The organism is Streptomyces capitiformicae (genome assembly GCF_002214185.1).
Lineage (GTDB): Bacteria > Actinomycetota > Actinomycetes > Streptomycetales > Streptomycetaceae > Streptomyces > Streptomyces capitiformicae.
This window is the reverse complement of record NZ_CP022161.1, coordinates 7,690,161-7,706,952: the sequence shown is the minus strand read 5'-3', so window position 1 is coordinate 7,706,952 and position 16,792 is coordinate 7,690,161. Positions and strand designations below refer to the sequence as shown.

Annotated in this window: 17 protein-coding genes and 1 pseudogene; 8 read left to right on the top strand and 10 right to left on the bottom strand. The window is 72.0% G+C overall.

Annotated elements, in window-relative coordinates; translation table 11 throughout:
* Positions 1-178 precede the first annotated feature (178 nt).
* Positions 179-1,348: a sensor histidine kinase gene (locus tag CES90_RS34480; protein WP_189787444.1), complete on the top strand. Its 1,170-nt coding sequence runs from the start codon at positions 179-181 to the stop codon at positions 1,346-1,348.
* Entirely contained in the window at positions 1,345-2,010 is a 666-nt protein-coding gene (locus CES90_RS34475; protein WP_189787414.1) for a response regulator transcription factor, read from the top strand. Before CES90_RS34480 ends, CES90_RS34475 begins: the two co-directional genes overlap by 4 nt.
* On the opposite strand, the gene CES90_RS34470 is transcribed toward CES90_RS34475, so the two are convergent.
* The 4 genes from CES90_RS34470 to tgmA all read right to left on the bottom strand — a co-directional run bounded on the left by CES90_RS34470 (position 1,971) and on the right by tgmA (position 4,365).
* Positions 1,971-2,270: a DUF6332 family protein gene (locus CES90_RS34470; RefSeq protein ID WP_189787415.1), complete on the bottom strand. Its 300-nt coding sequence runs from the start codon at positions 2,268-2,270 to the stop codon at positions 1,971-1,973. The genes CES90_RS34475 and CES90_RS34470 overlap by 40 nt on opposite strands.
* Before the next feature lie 62 nt (positions 2,271-2,332).
* Complete coding sequence (locus tag CES90_RS34465; RefSeq protein ID WP_189787416.1) at positions 2,333-3,082, bottom strand: maleylpyruvate isomerase family mycothiol-dependent enzyme; 750 nt, start codon at positions 3,080-3,082, stop codon at positions 2,333-2,335.
* A gap of 73 nt (positions 3,083-3,155) precedes the next feature.
* A complete protein-coding gene (gene tgmB, locus CES90_RS34460) occupies positions 3,156-4,157 on the bottom strand; it encodes an ATP-grasp ribosomal peptide maturase (RefSeq protein WP_189787417.1) in 1,002 nt (333 codons plus the stop codon).
* A gap of 16 nt (positions 4,158-4,173) precedes the next feature.
* Positions 4,174-4,365: a putative ATP-grasp-modified RiPP gene (tgmA, locus tag CES90_RS34455; RefSeq protein WP_149822920.1), complete on the bottom strand. Its 192-nt coding sequence runs from the start codon at positions 4,363-4,365 to the stop codon at positions 4,174-4,176.
* A 368-nt stretch (positions 4,366-4,733) separates the two neighbouring features.
* Between tgmA and CES90_RS34450 the strand changes: the two genes are divergently transcribed.
* A complete protein-coding gene (locus CES90_RS34450) occupies positions 4,734-5,381 on the top strand; it encodes a phosphoribosyltransferase (RefSeq protein WP_189787418.1) in 648 nt (215 codons plus the stop codon).
* Here the strand turns inward: CES90_RS34450 and CES90_RS34445 are convergent.
* A complete protein-coding gene (locus CES90_RS34445) occupies positions 5,335-6,075 on the bottom strand; it encodes an MBL fold metallo-hydrolase (protein WP_229914352.1) in 741 nt (246 codons plus the stop codon). The two genes, CES90_RS34450 and CES90_RS34445, sit on opposite strands and share 47 nt — an antisense overlap.
* The gene (locus CES90_RS34440; RefSeq protein ID WP_189787419.1) at positions 6,072-7,253 is read right to left on the bottom strand and encodes a CapA family protein; all 1,182 of its coding nucleotides are present in this window, start codon (positions 7,251-7,253) and stop codon (positions 6,072-6,074) included. The genes CES90_RS34445 and CES90_RS34440 overlap by 4 nt, the downstream gene beginning before the upstream one ends.
* Positions 7,254-7,355: 102 nt before the next feature.
* On the opposite strand from CES90_RS34440, the gene CES90_RS34435 reads away from it, so the two are divergent.
* Positions 7,356-8,768: an RtcB family protein gene (locus tag CES90_RS34435; RefSeq protein ID WP_189787445.1), complete on the top strand. Its 1,413-nt coding sequence runs from the start codon at positions 7,356-7,358 to the stop codon at positions 8,766-8,768.
* A gap of 23 nt (positions 8,769-8,791) precedes the next feature.
* On the opposite strand, the gene CES90_RS34430 is transcribed toward CES90_RS34435, so the two are convergent.
* A complete protein-coding gene (locus CES90_RS34430; protein WP_189787420.1) occupies positions 8,792-9,247 on the bottom strand; it encodes an archease in 456 nt (151 codons plus the stop codon).
* Between the two features lie 179 nt (positions 9,248-9,426).
* Here CES90_RS34430 and CES90_RS34425 point away from each other — a divergent pair, with 179 nt between their 5' ends.
* Both CES90_RS34425 and CES90_RS34420 read left to right on the top strand, forming a co-directional pair.
* Positions 9,427-10,092: a dienelactone hydrolase family protein gene (locus tag CES90_RS34425; protein WP_189787421.1), complete on the top strand. Its 666-nt coding sequence runs from the start codon at positions 9,427-9,429 to the stop codon at positions 10,090-10,092.
* A gap of 235 nt (positions 10,093-10,327) precedes the next feature.
* Positions 10,328-11,308: an SMP-30/gluconolactonase/LRE family protein gene (locus CES90_RS34420; protein WP_189787422.1), complete on the top strand. Its 981-nt coding sequence runs from the start codon at positions 10,328-10,330 to the stop codon at positions 11,306-11,308.
* Here CES90_RS34420 and CES90_RS34415 read toward each other — a convergent pair.
* A pseudogene (locus CES90_RS34415) lies at positions 11,305-11,773 on the bottom strand (HAD family hydrolase); the annotation flags it as partial. The gene CES90_RS34420 and the pseudogene CES90_RS34415 overlap by 4 nt on opposite strands.
* A gap of 147 nt (positions 11,774-11,920) precedes the next feature.
* On the opposite strand from CES90_RS34415, the gene CES90_RS34410 reads away from it, so the two are divergent.
* Positions 11,921-12,898, top strand: coding sequence for a hypothetical protein (locus CES90_RS34410; RefSeq protein ID WP_189787423.1), 978 nt, complete (start codon positions 11,921-11,923; stop codon positions 12,896-12,898).
* Between the two features lie 42 nt (positions 12,899-12,940).
* Positions 12,941-13,765, top strand: a complete 825-nt coding sequence (locus CES90_RS34405; protein ID WP_189787424.1) for a class I SAM-dependent methyltransferase — start codon at positions 12,941-12,943, stop codon at positions 13,763-13,765.
* A gap of 8 nt (positions 13,766-13,773) precedes the next feature.
* Here CES90_RS34405 and CES90_RS34400 read toward each other — a convergent pair whose 3' ends face one another.
* Positions 13,774-15,285, bottom strand: a complete 1,512-nt coding sequence (locus tag CES90_RS34400; RefSeq protein WP_189787425.1) for an amidase — start codon at positions 15,283-15,285, stop codon at positions 13,774-13,776.
* On the bottom strand, positions 15,282-16,613 hold the full coding sequence (locus tag CES90_RS34395) for an Nramp family divalent metal transporter (RefSeq protein WP_189787426.1): 1,332 nt from the start codon (positions 16,611-16,613) through the stop codon (positions 15,282-15,284). Before CES90_RS34395 ends, CES90_RS34400 begins: the two co-directional genes overlap by 4 nt.
* Positions 16,614-16,792: the final 179 nt, after the last annotated feature.

Sequence of the window (16,792 nt, the reverse complement as noted above, 5' to 3'; positions counted from 1 at the left end):
CACCACGCTCGGGTGACGTCCCATGCCGTGCCCGGCGTCTAGCGTGGCCGTCATGGAAGAGCAGGGCGCGGGCACGTCGACCCCGGCACCGGCCGGACCGCCGTGGCGACGAGGGGCGGGCGGGTATCCCGGCTGGTCGGGCGGGCCTCCGGGATGGCGGGGCGGTCCCCCGTGGTGGATGCGGCCGGACGAGGACGCGGGGCACCGGTGGCCCTGGCGGTCCACGCTGCTGCTCACCGTCTTCGTGCTGGTCGGTTCGAACGCCGCCGCCCAGTTCCAGGAGGGCGAGCGCGCCTCACTAGGCCTGTTCGCGCGCGTGCTGCTGCTCCTCGGCTCGGGTTTGCTGCTGTGGCGGCAGCGGTACCCGGTGCTCGTCGCCTTCGGGACGGCTGCCGCCGCCACGGTCTATCTGGGGGCCGGGTATCCGTACGGTCCGGTGTTCTTCACGGTCGCTCTGGGCTGCTCCAGCGCGATCGTCTCCGGGCACCGCAAGGCCGCCTGGGCGGCGGTCGGGATGCTCTGGGCGGGACATCTGCTGGTGGCGCACTGGCTGTACCGGTGGCTGCCGCCGTCCGGGGACGACGCCGCCCCGTGGGGGACGGAGGTGCCCGTCGCCGCCTGGATCGCGGTGATCGTCGCGGTCTCCGAACTGGTCCGGGTACGCCGCGAGCAGTGGGCCCGCGAACGTGCCGAGCGCGCCGAGGCCTCCCGTCGGCGCGCCGACGAGGAGCGGCTGCGGATCGCCCGCGAACTGCACGACGTCCTCGCCCACAGCATCTCGGTGATCAACGTCCAGGCGGGCGTCGGCCTGGCCCTCCTCGACTCCCACCCGGAACAGGCGCGCACCGCGCTCACCACCATCAAGGCGGCGAGCAAGGAGGCCCTGGGAGAGGTCCGGCAGGTGCTCGACACGCTCCGCACTCCCGGTGACGCGCCGCGCGCCCCGGCACCGGGGCTCGCCCGGCTGTCCGAGCTCGTCGAGCAGGCCGCGGGCGCCGGTCTGACCGTCGAGGTCGAGGGGCAGGCGCCCGCGCTGTCGCCGGGCACCGATCTCGCCGCTTTCCGCATCGTCCAGGAGGCACTCACCAACGTCGTACGGCACTCGGGGTCGCGGCACGCGCGCGTGCGCCTTGAACAGGGCGGTGGGGAGCTACGGCTGCGGATCGACGACGACGGGCCCGCGACCGGCGCCGACGCGGGCGGCAGCGGCAGCGGACTCGTCGGAATGCGGGAGCGGGCCGCCGCGCTGGGTGGCACGATCGAGGCGGGGCCGCGCGACGACGGGGGGTTCCGGGTGCTCGCCGTACTGCCGGTGCGGGCGCCCCGCGAGGTCAAGGAGGACCGGTGATCCGCGTACTGCTCGCCGACGACCAGTCCCTGGTGAGGGCAGGGTTCAGGGCACTGCTCGACGCCCAGGCCGACATCGAGGTGGCCGGGGAGGCCGCGGACGGTGAGGAGGCGCTGCGCAAGGTGCGCGAACTGCGCCCCGACGTCGTCCTGTTGGACATCCGTATGCCGGTCCTGGACGGCCTCGCGGCGACCAGGCGCATCACCGACGAGCAGGGCCTCGAAGACGTCAAGGTCGTCATGCTGACCACGTTCGAGCTCGACGAGTACGTCTTCGAGGCGATTCGCTCCGGGGCGTCGGGCTTTCTGGTCAAGGACACCGAGCCGGAGGAGCTCGTGCGCGCGGTGCGGGCGGTGGTCGAGGGCGACGCGCTGCTGTCGCCCGGGGTCACGCGCCGGTTGATCTCCGAGTTCGCGGCCCGTTCCAAGGAGCCCGCGGCCGCCACCTCGCTCGCCGAACTCACCGAGCGCGAACGGGAGGTGATGGCGCTCGTCGGGATCGGCCTGACGAACGACGAGATCGCCCGTCGCCTGGTCGTCAGCCCCCTGACCGCGAAGACCCACGTGAGCCGCACGATGGTCAAGCTCGGCGCCCGGGACCGCGCCCAACTCGTCGTCCTCGCCTACGAGTCCGGGTTGGTACGACCGGGCTGGCTGGGCTGAGCCGCGGCTGTGCGGCCCGGTCGTGTGGCGCGCCGGAACCGGGTCAGTACGGTCGCCACGACCGCGACGAACACCACCACCGTGAAGGCGAGCGCGAGCGGGCCGATGAGATTCCACCGGCCACGCAGGGAGCCGAAGAGATGGGGCATCAGTTCCGTCACGCCGAAATAGGCCGCGCCCGCCAGTACCGTCCCCGCGAAGAGTGCGAAACCGATCTCCGTGGTCATCGCGTCCCACTCGGCCTGCGTACGTCTCCCCATGCGTCGAGTGTGGGGGCGTCGGGCCTGCCGGACAAGGAAGTCCGCGTACGGGCCCGCTCGGTCTAGATGCCGGAGTTCTCGCGCCACAGCGCGGCGAGCGACGGGTCGCCCGTGACGGTCGGGAACGGGAGCCGGTTCCAGAGTGAGAGGTACAGCTGTGGGGCCGGGCCCGAGATCTCGCAGTCCGCGTCTGCGGACGCGTCCGCCACGTCCGAGGTCGCGGCTCGTTCGGTCACCGGGGGTTCCGAGGACAGTCGTACGGTCCAGACGGTGTTCGCGTCGGTCGCCCGCACCCTCAAAACGCACGGCTTCTCGGTGCGTACCCGGCTCTTGGGGCGGGCGTGGAAGGCGAGCAGCAGTTCATCGATGCCGTCGACCGCGAAGTCCGTGGCGGGCGCGCCGGGCCCGCCGCCGCGAGCGGACTCGGCGTCGGCGCGGTGCACGGCCGTCTCGTGGGCCTGACGCCGCGCCCAGAAGGCGAGCGGGGAGGGCGCGGGCAGGAAGCTCCAGCAGTCGATGTCGGCCGGTGCGCCGCGCAGGGTGTCGACGAGGTGCCGGTGGCCCTCCTCGAACCAGACGAGGAGCGGGGCACCGTCCAGATCCGGCTCGCCCGCCTCGCGGCGCGGCGAGGTGTGGCCCTCGGCGACGAACGCCGTGGCCCACCGGTGCACCGTCCCCGTGTGCCGCAGCAGGTCGCGCACCCGCCAGCCCGGGCAGGTCGGCACCTCGGCGTCGGTACCGGCCTCCCGGGCGGCCGCGGCCAGCAGTCTTCCCTCTTCGTCCAGTGCCTGAATGTGCTCGACAGTCTCCATGGGGCGAGTGTGCCGGATGGAGTGGACTCGAGGCGGCCCCATGTGTGCCAGGGCAGGCAGCCTTTCGGGGGCGTCAGGGGGCCGACCGCATCCGGCCGTTGCGGTGTGTCTCCGTGTCCGGGCCGTCGTGTGACAGCCAGTCGGCGACGCTGCGGGAGATCGGCTGGCCGGTGTCCAGCTCCACGAACCCGAACTGGCCCGACTGGTTGCACTCCAGGAACCACCAGATCCCGTCGGCGTCCTCCACGAAGTCGAAGGCCCCATAGGCCAGTTCGGCGTCCCGCAGGTAGGCGCGTACGGCCGTGGCGGTACGCGCCGGTACGTCGACCGGGTGCCAGGGCGAGCCGGAGGTGGCGTAGCGGACGTCCACCTCGTCGGGGTCCGCGTCCGGGGGCAGGGCTTTGCGGGCGGCCAGCATGCGGTCGCCGACGACCGTGAGGCGGATGTCGGCGACCTTGGCGATCCGGCGTTGCAGCAGTGTCGGACCGAAGGCGACGGCGGCGAAGTCCGTGCCGGGGGCGATACGACTGGTCGGGATCGTGCTGGGCAGCTCCTGGGGGCGTGCGCCGGAGATCGGGTGCGTACCGGAGACCGGTTTCACCACCAGGTCGGGGAAGCGCTCGGCGAAGTCGCGGGCCGCCTGCGGGAACGTGGTGATCAGCGTCGCCGGCACGGGGAGCCCGCTGCGCTGGGCGTGCCGGATCTGCCAGGGCTTGTGGCGGGCCCGCCGGGCCGCGTCGGGGTCGTTCATCCAGCGGGCGCCCGTGCCGCGCAGCATCCCGTACAGGGCCTGTGAGGACTCCTCCGTCAGCCAGGGGGACGGCTCGGCGACCCGGGTGGCCGGCACGCCCGGCCTGCGCAGCCAGATGGAGCGCAGGCCGTTCAGGCTCACCAGACGGCCGCCGGTGGACAGCTGCCCGCGAAAGGCGCCGTTCACGTACTCACCGGAGAGTGCGACCCCGCCGGGCAGGTCGGCGGGGTCGAGGCGGACCATCGGTACGCCGGTCGTGTGGAGCTGGGCCACGACCAGGTCCGCCGTCACATCCTGTTCACACGTCAGGATCAGCACCGTCATCGTTGCCGGTCCGTGTTCAGTCGTCGAAATGGGTCTTCGAGCCCGCCGTGGACGTCGTCGCTCCCAATTCCCGCATCAGGGCCTGGTCATGGGCGGCGATTCGCCCGTCGGGGAGCACGTTCAACTGCAGCCCGGAGTCGTAGGTGTACGGAGCGCTGAACTCCAACTGCTCGGTCGTGCGAGCGTAGTTGAGCACGAACAGTCGCATCGTTTCTCCTTGTTCGGGACCATCCGCCAAAACGGATGGTGACCCTCCGGCCGCAGTCTGTTCGGCCGGGTCGCTGTGCCTCCAGGGAGTTATACGAATCGAACGACTGAATGGTTGCCTCACTTTGTCCGAGGGCTTTCGCCTTGTACCGCGAGGTGCGAGAGGGCAACCGTGTGTGGTTATGGGAAACAGTGCGTGGTCATTTGGTCGCGGTGTGCGGGTGTCGTGAACGCGATGGCGGAGGCGGCCGCGGGGACGGGGAAGGTGTTGGTGAGGTGGACGGTGTGGACGGTGCGCCGTCGGGTACTCGGGGCCGGTGAACAGCCCGTACACCGGTGTTCTCCGGTGTCGTGAGGAAGAAGAAGCGGATGCAGTTCCGTGACCGTCTTCAGGCGGGCCGGGAATTGGCGGAACGGCTTCGGATCCTGCAGGAGAAGGGAACCCTTCCGCATCCCCTGGTCCTCGCCCTGCCCCGCGGCGGGATCCCCGTCGCCCGGGAGGTCGCGCGCGGGCTCGAGGCCCCGCTGGACGTGCTGATCGTGCGCAAGATCGGGGCGCCGTTCCACAAGGAGTTCGGCGTCGGCGCGATCGCGGGCGACGAGCCGCCCCTCTTCAACGAGGACGCCCTGGACCGGCTGGGGCTGAGCCGGGCCGAACTCGCGGAGGTGGTGGAGCAGGAACGCAAGGAACTCCACCGCCGCGAACAGCGCTACCGGCAGGGCCGGCCCGCCCCGGAGTTGCGCGGCCACACCGTGATCCTCGTCGACGACGGACTGGCGACCGGCGCGACGGCGCGCGCAGCCGTGCGTTCCGTACGACGACAAGCCCCCGAGCGCGTGGTCGTGGCCGTACCCGTGGCCTCACCGGAAGCAGTCGACCTTCTGCGGCACGAAGCCGACGAGGTGGTGTGCCTGGCCGCGCCCAGGGAGTTCATGGCCGTCGGCGAGTGGTACGAGGACTTCGCCCAACTCACGGACGACGACGTACTCGAAGCGCTCCGCGACGACGATCGGTGAGCGGGAGCGTCGGGGCGCCATCTGTAGCGTTCTGTAACGCTCGGTTCGTGCCCGGCCCCGGCAACCGCAGCGAGTAGGTGCGGCCCTCGACACCCCACTCACCCATCGGAGGCCTCAGACCGGCGTCGATCGCTCGGAGGGCGGGCCGCCCGATGTGGGCGTGGATCAGCCGGCGTACGTCGTGCCGAACGGCCTGCTCGGCGACGGCCTGCACGCTCGCGTGGCCGCCCACGCCGCCCCGGAACCGTATGGGCCGCCCCCAGGCCGCGGCATCGGCGAACATCAGGTCGGCCCGCGCGGCCCAGGTCGGAAACTCCCAGAACTCCGGCGCCCACACCACGAGGAGGCCGTCCGCCTCGATGCGGTAGCCGTATGTGGGGTGGGAGGTGTGGGCCACCGGGAGGCGGCGCACCCGCACCTCGGCCGCCTCGCCGAGGTCCAGATCACCGGCCCGGACCGACATGTTCCGCAGGGCCGCGCTCCGGCGCAGTGCGGACCTCAGCTCCGAGCGCTCGTCGGTGACCAGCCACGCCGCGAGCGGCCCGGGTGGTGGTTCCGCGCCGGGGCCGCCGTCGAAGGCCGCGCGCTGTCGCCGGTAGCGCAGCAGCAGGCCCGCCGGTGCGAACCGCGGCGAGTTCATCGCGCCCACGCCGAGCAGCGTGAGCCGTAGCCACCGGTGGCGGTTTCGGTTCACGGGCCGTTGCCCCGTACGGGTGGAGCGGCGGCGCGCGGTGCCGCTGTGAGCGTGCCGTCGGGCTCCAGGGTGATGCGCGCTCCCTCGCTGACGCGGTCGAGGGTGGTGCACAGCCAGGCGCGGTCCCCGTCGGGCGCCGGTTCCAGCCGTATACGCCGGGCCTGCAAGGGGATCATGCGCAGGCCGGTCGGTCGGCCTGTGGCCGCCGGATGGTTCATGTCCACCGGCCGGCCCGGGGCCGTCGCCGTCGCCACGGTGACGACGTAGGCGATGCGGAGGTCGTCGCGGTACTTCTCGTAGCCGCCGATGCCCTCGTAGTCGTCGACGAAGTCGCCGCAGCCGTGGAGGATCAGCCGGTCGCGGTAGAACTCGACGGGGCGGGGGTGATGCGAGGAGTGGCCGTGGACGACGTCGACGCCTCCGTCCACCAGGGCATGTGCGAAGCGGATCTGCGCCTGGGGTACGTGGTAGCCCCAGTTGTCCCCCCAGTGCACGGAGACGACCGCGATGTCGCCCGCCCGTTTCGCCTGGCGCACGCGCCGGACGACCGCGGCCGCGGAGTCGGCCGACAGGTCGGGAACGTAGGCGACGCCGGGCAGGTCGGCGCTCGCCGCCCAGCCGGGCGGGATGCCGCTGGTCCGCATCCCGAAGGCCAGGACGAGTACGCGACCGCCCGACCGGAGAGGGACCTCCGCGGGCGCCCACGCCTCGTCGGCGTCCCGCCCCGCGCCCGCCGTACGCAGCCCCGCGTCGGCCAGCGAGTCCAGCGTCTCCTCCAGGCCCGCGCGGCCGAAGTCCAGCACGTGGTTGTTGGCCAGGACGCACACGTCGGGCCGGGCCACGGTCAGCGCGGGCAGGTTGGCCGGGTGCATGCGGTAGTGGACCGCCTTGCCCGGCGCGAACGCGTCGGCGCGCGTCACAGCCGTCTCCAGATTCACGATCCGGACGTCCGGGGCGGCCTCCTCCAGCGACCGCAGCGCCTCGCCCCATGGCCAGGACGGATCGACAGGAGCCGGAACGGGACCGTTGACGGACTCCGCCAGGCGTACGTACGTCCGGGCGTCCCGGACGTAGTCCTCCCGCAGCGCCGGATCACCCGGGTGCGCCAGGATCTGATCGACGCCGCGCCCGAGCATCACATCACCGCAGACGAACAGCGTCACCACGCCGTCGCTCATACCTCCAGATTAGGGATGGTTTCTTCGATAGGGGGCGCTCTCCGCGGGTACTGCGGACGTCGGGTACATGGAAGGCCGACGTTGGGTACATGGGAGGCCGCCGTGGAACTGGTCGAGGAACGCCCCCACCGCTTCCGTATCGACCGGCACGGGCCGATGCGGGTGCCCGGGACGGTGTTCGCGTCCCGGGCGTTGCTGAGGGACGCCGAGCAGTCCCTCCAACAGGTCGCCAACGTGGCCACGCTGCCGGGCATCGTCGGCGCCTCCTACGCCATGCCGGACATCCACTGGGGCTACGGCTTCCCGATCGGCGGGGTGGCCGCGACCGACGTGGACGCCGGCGGTGTCGTCTCGCCCGGCGGGGTCGGCTTCGACATCTCCTGCGGGGTGCGGCTGCTGGCCGCCGACACCGACGGGCGGGAGCTGGAGCCGGCGCTGCCGACGATCATGGACGGCCTGGACCGGTCGATTCCGCGGGGCGCGGGCCCGGGCGGGGTATGGCGGCTGACCGGCCCCGGACAACTGGAGCGGATCCTCCGGGGCGGCTCCCGTTACGCCGTGGAGGAGGGATACGGCGAGGAACGCGACCTGACGCGATGCGAGGACGGTGGGGCGGTCGCCGACGCCGATGTCGGTGAGGTCGGCGGGCGGGCCCGGGAGCGGGGGCTGGGCCAGGTGGGCAGCCTGGGGTCCGCCAATCACTTCCTGGAAGTGCAGCGGGTCGACGAGGTGTACGACGAGACGGCCGCCGCCGCGTTCGGGATCGCCGTCGACCAGCTGTGCGTGATGATCCACTGCGGTTCACGTGGCCTCGGCCACCAGATCTGCACCGATCACGTCCGCGCGATGGACGGCGCCATGTCCCGCTACGGCACCGCCGTCCCCGACCGGCAGCTCGCCTGCACCCCGGTCGACTCGCCCGAGGGGCGGGCCTATCTGGGGGCGATGGCCGCCGCGGCCAACTACGGCCGTGCCAACCGCCAGTTGTTGTCGGACGCGGCCCGCCGGGTCTTCGGCCGCGTCGCGGGGACCCGCCTCTCCTTGGTGTACGACGTGTCCCACAACCTCGCCAAGATCGAGACCCATACGGTGGCCGGAGCGCGACGCCGACTGTGCGTGCACCGCAAGGGCGCCACCCGCGCCTTCCCGCCCGGGCACCCCGACCTTCCGCAGGACCTGCGCGACGTGGGCCAGCCGGTGCTGATCCCCGGAACCATGGGCACCGCCTCGTACGTCCTGGTCGGCGTTCCGGGCGGTGACGCGTTCTCCTCCACCTGCCACGGCGCGGGCAGGGTGCTCAGCCGCCATCGGGCCGCGCGTGCGGTCAGCGGGCAGGAGCTGCGGGCCCGGTTGGAGGCGGCGGGCATCGCGGTGCGCCCCCGGTCGTTGCGCGCTCTGTCGGAGGAGGCACCCGAGGCGTACAAGGACGTGAGCGAGGTCGTGGCGGTCAGCGAGGCCGCAGGGCTGTGCCGTGTGGTCGCCCGGCTGGTCCCGCTGGGTGTGGTGAAGGGCTGAGGCAGGTGAACCCCTCAGACGTCTCACACGTCGATGGTCACCGCGCACGACCAGCCGTAGGGGTCCGGCCCGATGTGCAGCCCGTGCCACGAGACGCCCTTGGGCACCGCACCGATGATCTCCACGTCCGCCAGCTCGGCCAGCGCGAGGCGCACGTCGAGGCCGTCGTCGGCCGGGCCCGCCTCCACGTCGACGGTCACCCTGCCGTCCACCTCCAGACGGAAGACGACCTCTTCCAGAAGCGCGGTCAGCAGATCGTCGTCGCCGCTCTCCGCCAGCCGGACACGCTCCACGAACGTGGGCCGCACTCCGCTGATGTCGGCGAAGCACTCCACCGTCCCCAGTACCGCCTCCGCCAGACATCGTTCCCGGCTCGCTCCCCACGCCTCGACACGCACATCGGCCGTGTGCGGAACCGCCCGGTGACCGCTTCCGCCCTCGCGCCGCAGCCGGATGTCGTCGTCAGTGTCACCGACCATGGCCCACCTCCTGACCGATCCGACCGAGCCGCCGGGCCGACGACTGCCCCTCGGGTACCCGTGACCGGCCGGTTCATACGACAGTGGGTGGCGCCGCGCGGCCGATCGCGGATCCGGATGATCGAGGCCCTGCGCACCGGGTACGCGGAGGGGGACCGGACAGGAAGAAGGCGACGGCGATGATCTCCCAGTCGATCTTGGTGCCCGTCGACGGTGAGGCGCTCGCGGGCGATGTCGTGGTACCGGTGGCGGCCCGGGCGGTGGTGCTGTTCGCCCACGGCAGCGGCAGCTCCAGGCACAGTCCCCGCAACCGGATGGTCGCCGAACAGTTGCGCACCGCAGGACTGGGCACCGTACTGATGGATCTGCTCACCGAGCGGGAAGAGCGCGAAGACGAGTGGACCGCCGAGTACCGCTTCGACATCCCCCTCCTGGGGAGCCGTCTGGCGGTCGTGATCGACTGGCTGGCGGCCCAGCCCGGCATCAAGGAGCTCCCTGTGGCCCTGTTCGGCGCCAGCACCGGAGCGGCGGCAGCGCTGGTGGCCGCGGCGGAGCGCCCGGAGCGGGTCCTGACCGTGGTGTCGCGGGGCGGCCGGCCAGATCTGGCAGGGGACGCCCTGCACCGCGTACGCGCCTCGGTCCTGCTCATCGTCGGCAGTCAGGACACGGAGGTGCTGCGGTTGAACCAGGAGGCGGCCCGGCTGCTGACGGTCCCGCACGCACTGCACCTGGTACCGGGTGCGACCCACCTGTTCGGGGAGCCCGGCGCGCTGGAGGAGGTCGCCGACGCAGCCAGGGCATGGTGCGAGGAGCGCCTCGCGCCTCTGACCGCGACCGACGACTGACCGCCGCGAACGATTCCGCGACGGACGGACTGACCGCGGGACGGGCGGACATGCGGCGTGCCCGTATGCCGCCCCGCTCCACCCGACCCCGGCCGTGCGGGGAACTCGATCGGCCGCATGCCGTGCGCCGTGTGGGCGAACTCCCGGCCCTGACTGCCACCGCCGGCAGCCGGCGCACCGCCATGTTCGTGTCGCGCCGCACACCGGCGCCCCCGCCCCCTCCAAGGAGAGGCCCATGCCCCGACTCCCGTACCTGCCCGGTGTGGCCGTGGCCACCGCCGCGCTCACCGTGCTCGCCGCGGCTCCCGCGCCCGGCGGCGAGCCGGCCGTGTCCCGTCCGCGTATCGTCGCCCACTTCGACTTCGCCAAGGGGCAGACACCGGAGAACATCGCGCTCGAGCCCGACGGCTCCGCCGACCTGACGTTCGCGTCCGCCCGTCAGGTCGCCCACGTCACCAAGAACGGACACACGCGGATCCGTGCGACCCTGCCCGCCGAGGCGAACCCGAACACACCTGTTGTCGGCGACGACATCGTCCTCGGGATCGTCCGTGCCCACGACGGCACGCTCTACGTCACCTACGCCACCGGCACCAGCAAGACCGGTGTCTGGCGCATCGACCCCGACGGCTCCAGGCCCCGCCAGATCGCCCAGCTGCCGGCGGACGGGCTGCCCAACGCCATCGGCCTCGACGAGCGCTGGGGCGTGCTCTACGTCGCCGACTCGGTGCTGGGTACCGTCTGGCGTGTGCCCAAGGAGGGCGGCGAGCCGACGGCATGGGCCACGGCAACCGAACTCGCCCCCGTCCCCGCCTCGGCGGGCGGCTTCGGCGTCGGCGTGAACGGCCTCAAGGTCCACCACGACGCCGTATGGGTGTCCAACACGGACCGGCGTTCGCTGCTGCGCATCCCCGTACGCCCGAACGGCTCGCCGGGCCCGGTCCAGACCAAGGCGACGGGACTCACCGGCATCGACGACTTCGCGTTCACCGGACACGGGGACACCGTCCTCGCCTCCCTGATCGTGAGCAATGAAGTAGCCCTGGTACGCCCGAACGGCAGCCGCTCCATCGTCCTCACCCAGAAGGACGGGCTGTCGAACCCCACCTCCGTGGCCGTGCGCCACGGGACCGTCTACGTGCCCAGCGCCGCCTACTTCACCATGAAGGACCCGAACCTGCTCCTCGCCGACCTCCACCAGCACCACGACCGCTAGACGACGACGAACACCGAGGAGAAGGCCATGGCCGCGCCGGCGATCATCGGGTTGAGGAGGCCGGCCGCGGCGAGCGGCAGTGCGGCCACGTTGTAGGCGAACGCGCAGAACAGGTTGGACGGGATGTGCCCGGCGTGCGGCGGGCGAGGCGGATGGCGTCGGCCGCCGCACGCAGGTCACCCCGGACGAGGGTGAGGTCACCGGCCTCGATCGCGGCGTCCGTGCCCCTGCCCACGGCCGGCCCCAGGCCGACCCGGGCGAGCGCGGCCGCGTCGTTGACGACTCGGCCACGGCCTTGTTGTCGCCGGTCAGCAGGATCGGCGTGAGGCCGAGCGCGCGCAGCCGGGTGATCGCTTCGGCGCTGGTCCCCTTCACAGCGTCGGCGACTTCGAGGACCGCCCGTGCCTCGCCGTCCCAGGCGACGACGGCGGTACGTCCGGCCGCCTCGGCCTCGGACCTGGCCCGCCAGGGAGGGGTATCCGTGAGCTGGAGTCTATATACCCCTGGTAGGTATCAAAGGCAAGTCACCCGGATCGCTTGACTGTATACCCCAGGGGGGTATTGTGAGCTGCGTAGAGGACCAGAGAGCTTTCCATCCCCGAGGAGACGGCCATGAACACCGGGCTGAAGATCACCGCGTTCGCCGCAGCGCTGGCCGCGACGTTCGGCACGGCCTACGGCGTGGGCAAGGGCATCGACCCCGTCGTCGCGGACGTCACGGACGTCGCGGCGAGCGGGGCCGCGCGCCACGACAGCCACGGCGAGGCGTCACCGGAACCCGACGAGGCCGGCGGCGGCGACGCGGAACAGCGCGAAACGCCGGCGGCCGGCGGGCTGCAGATATCCGAGGACGGTTACACCCTCGACCTCGGAACCCCGACCGTGACCGCCGGACAACGCACCGACCTGCGCTTCGTCATCCGGGACGAGAACGGCCGCGCCGTCACCGCGTACCAGCGCGAGCACGACGCGGAACTCCACCTCATCCTCGCCTCACGCGACCTGGTGACCTACCGCCACCTGCACCCCACCCGCGCCGCCGACGGCACGTGGAGCATCCCCGTCGACCTCCCCAGGGCCGGTGGCTACCGGGTGTTCGCCGACTTCACCCCGGCGGCCGAGGGCGCCGAGAATCTCGTACTCGGCGCGGACCTGGCGGCCTCCGGCCCGTACAAGCCGGAGAAGCTCCCGGCGCTGAACGGCACCGCGCGGACCGACGGCTACGAGGTCGAACTGGACGGAGGCATGCGCCCGGGCGCGGCGAGCGAACTGAAACTGAAGGTCTCCCGCGACGGCAGCCCCGTCACCGACCTCCAGCCCTACCTGGGCGCCTACGGCCACCTCGTCGCCCTCCGCTCCGGCGACCTCGCCTACCTCCACGTCCACCCGGGCGGCGAACCCGGCGACGGCAGGACCGCCCCCGGACCGACCATCTCCTTCACGGCCACCGCACCCAGCACCGGCAGCTACCGCCTCTTCCTCGACTTCAAGCACGAAGGAAAGGTCCACACGGCGGCGTTCACGGTCCGGGCCGGAAAGGCGACGGCGTCCGAGACACCGGACGAGCCCTCGGCGGAACACTCGCACTGAGCGCCATGTTCCGCCGGCGGACGGAACTGCTTGGATGTCGTCATGACCGATGCCCATGAGCACTTGATGCGGGCCAACGAGGCCAACTGGGACGCCCGTACGCCTGTTCATCTCGCGAGCCGCTTCTACGGGCTCGATGAAAACCTCGACCCGGCACGGTGGTTCGCCCCATGGGAGTGGGAGGACCTGGGGGAGCTGGCCGGCCGGGACGTGGTCCACCTCCAGTGCCACCTCGGCACCGAGACGCTGGCCTTCGCGCAGCGTGGGGCGCGGGCCATCGGGCTCGACTTCTCCGAGGCGTCCGTGGCGGCCGCCGGGAGTCTCGCGGCGAAGGCGGGGCTGGACGTCGGCTACGTACGGGCGAATGTGTACGACGCCGTCGAGGCCCTGGGGGAGGGGCGGTTCGACGTGGTCTACACGGGCAAGGGCGCCCTGTGCTACCTGCCCGACCTGGACCGCTGGGCGGCGGTCGTCGCTCGACTCCTACGACCCGGCGGGCGGTTGTACATCGCGGAGTTCCATCCGCTGCTCAACTCCCTCGGCCCCAAGCCCGCACCGGACGCAGGTCCCGAATTCCTCCTCCGCAACGACTACTTGGGCGGCCGGGGCCCGGTGCACCGCGACGCGACGTACACCTACACCGACGGTCCCGCCGTCGAGGGCGCCACCGACAGCTACGAGTGGATGCACGGCCTGGACGAGGTGATCAACGCGCTCATCGGCGCCGGACTGAGCCTCCGGCGCCTGCGCGAGAGCGACGAACTGACCTGGCCGCGCTGGCCCCGGATGACCCGCACCCCGTCCGGCTGGTGGCGTCTGCCGGAGCCCAGGATCCCCCTGCTCTACGGGCTCCTCGCGAGCCGCTGAGCAGGGCCCTACGCGCTCACGACCGGCGGTCGGCGCTCGCCGACCCGCGTCGCCTGTTCAAAGGCGTACCCGGCCTTCAGGAGGGACCAGTCCTGGCGGTGCCGTCCCACCAACTGCAGCCCCACCGGCAGGCCCTGCGGGGTGAAGCCGGCCGGGACGGAGAGCGCGGGACAGCCCGTGACGGAGATCAGGTAGGCCGAGCGCATCCAGTCGAGATAGGTCTCCATGGGAGTGCCGTCCACGACCGTCGGGTACGCCAGGTCGATGTCGAACGGCGCGACCTGGCTGACCGGCAGCAACAGCAGATCGTACCGCTCGAAGAACTCGCGGACCCGGTGGAAGAGCGCGCCGTGCAGGGTCTGCGCCCGCCCCAGGTCCGGCCCGGCGAGCTTGCGGCCCTGCTCGATGTTCCACACCACGTCCGGGGCCATCCGGTGGCGGTGCTCGTCCAGCAGCGCCCCGTAGACGAGCTCCACCTGCCAGGCGCGCTGGGCGAGGAACACCTCGTCCGCGCCCGACAGGTCCGGGCAGGCATCCTCGACCTCGCAGCCCAGCGCGGAGAACACCTCGACCGCCGGCGCCAGCGCGTCCCGTACCTCCGGGGCGACGGGCACGGCTCCGCCGAGATCGGGCGACCAGGCGACCCTCAACCCCCGGATGTCATCGCTGAGTTGCCACGCGAAGGTGGAACCGGGCCGCTCCAGGGACCGTGGATCGCGCGGGTCCGGGCCGGCCAGCACCGACAGGGCCAGGGTGACGTCCGCGACGGTCCGGGCCATCGGCCCCTTCACCGACAGCTGACCCCATTGCGCCTTGTCCGGCCAGGACGGCACACGCCCGGGGGAGGGACGCAGACCGACGACGTTGTTGAAGGAGGCCGGATTGCGCAGCGAGCCCCCGGTGTCGCTGCCGTCGGCGATGGGCTGCATCCCGCAGGCGAGGGCCGCCCCCGCGCCGCCGCTGCTGCCGCCCGCGCTGCGGGAGAGGTCGTACGGGTTGCGAGTGGCACCGAAGACGGGGTTGACGGTGTGCGAACCCAGGCCGAGTTCGGGGACGTTGGTCTTGCCGATGGTGATCGCCCCGGCGTCCCGCAGGCGCTGGACGACCAGATGGTCGCGGTCGGGGACGTGGTCGGCGAAGATCGGCGAGCCGTACGTCGTGCGGATGCCCGCCGTGTCGTGCAGGTCCTTGTGCGCCACGGGCAGCCCGTGCAGCGGGCCGACCGGCTGCCCGGCCGCCATCCGCTCGTCGGCGTCGGCGGCCTGCTCCAGCGCCTGGTCCGCGACGAGGGTCACGATGGCGTTCACCGTCGGGTTGACGCGCTCGATCCGCTCCAGATGGGCGGTCACGACCTCGCGCGCGGACACCTCGCGGCGCGCGAGCGCGGCGGAGAGCTCGAAGGCCGTCCGGAAGCACAGGTCGTCCGTGGGGTTCACGTCGCCCGTGGGATTCACGGGGCGCTTCGTACGGCGGTCGAGGTCGACGGAGTGGTCGACGGAGTGGTTCACGAGGTGGTTCACGCCCCTCCCAGGGAATCCTTGAGCTGGACGACGGCGAGTACTCCGAAGAGGACGAAGGAGCCGCCCAGCAGGACGTTCGAGGTGATTCCATTGCGGCACGCCGGGTCCACGCCCCGGCGGTTGAGCAGGACAAGCAGCGCGCCGGACAGCAGCGGCAGGATCAGCGAGCCGACGGCGGCGTAGGTCAGCACCAGGGACACCGGCCGGCCCAGGAAGATGACGGCGACCGAGGTGACGGCGCAGTAGAGGACGAACAGGCGGAACGGAAGGCTGTGCTGCGCGATATGGCGCTCCGCCTCCGCGTCCGGGATGCCGCGCAGCGCCCGCAAGGAGTCGGCGAGCAGGTAGCACAGCCCGTTGAAGCCGCCGACGAGCGCGCTCAGCGTCACCAGGAAGAACGTCCCCAGGAACAGCACGCGGGCCACGGACCCCAGATCGGCGCCGAGCGGATCGGCGAGCGCCGCCAGCCCCTCGTTGCCGGTGATGCTCCCGCCGGTGCCGTACAGCAGCCCCGTACCCACCACTGTCGTACAGAGCACGAACAGGAACGTGATGCCGTAACTCACGGCCGAGTCCGCCCGCATGAGCCGCAGCCGGCTCCGGTCCGCCCAGCCCTTCTCCCGCACCCAGTAGCTGTACGAGGCGATCCCGGCCGTGCCGCCCACCCCGCCGATCAGCGCCAGCACCGTCACGATGTCGCCCTCCGGGAGCCGCGGGCGGAGCGTGCCGAGCAGCCCCGGCAGATCGTCGGCCGTGGCGAGCGTGGCCACCGCCAGTACGGCCATGCCGAGGAACTTGGCGAGCATGAAGAAGCTCATCACCCGCTCGAACAGGGCGTACCGCCCGACGTACACGATCGCGGCCGCCGCCAGCGCGATCACCACGGCGACCGGTCTGACCGGCAGCACGGGGAACAGCGTGGACAGCGCCAGGGACGCCACGGAACTCAGGGCCGCCCCGTAGAGCAGCCCGATGACCAGCACGAAGAGGATGAACGCGAGCGGCAGCCAGCGGGCGGCCGACTTCAGACTCATGATCACGGTCTGCCCGGTGGCCATGTACAGACGGCCCACCGCCTCCGTGAGCGCGTACTTGAGGACGACACCGATGACGATCGCCCACATGAGCGCCATCCCGTACCCGGCCGCGCCCGCGAGCGACGTCACCATGTCGCCCGCGCCCACACTCGCGGCGGCCAGCACAAGCCCGGGGCCGAGGAGCGCGAGCCGCCCGCGCCGGGGGGCGGCGGGGCCGGGCCGCGTGGGCCCGGCGGCGTCGGTCGCCGAGGGACGTGGGGGACTTCCTGGAGTCGCGGTCACGTCAACCATCTCCGTACATCGGGGAGTTACGGGAGTCATGGGTTCGTACGGCGCGTACGGGCCCCCTGGGGACGGAGGGACCGTACGGCGGCGAGACCGTGCGGATGCGGGCGGGGCGTGGGTTGTTGCACGGCAGGCTGGGCCAAGGTGACGGAAGGGAACAAGAACTCCTGCGGGAATGACGGAAT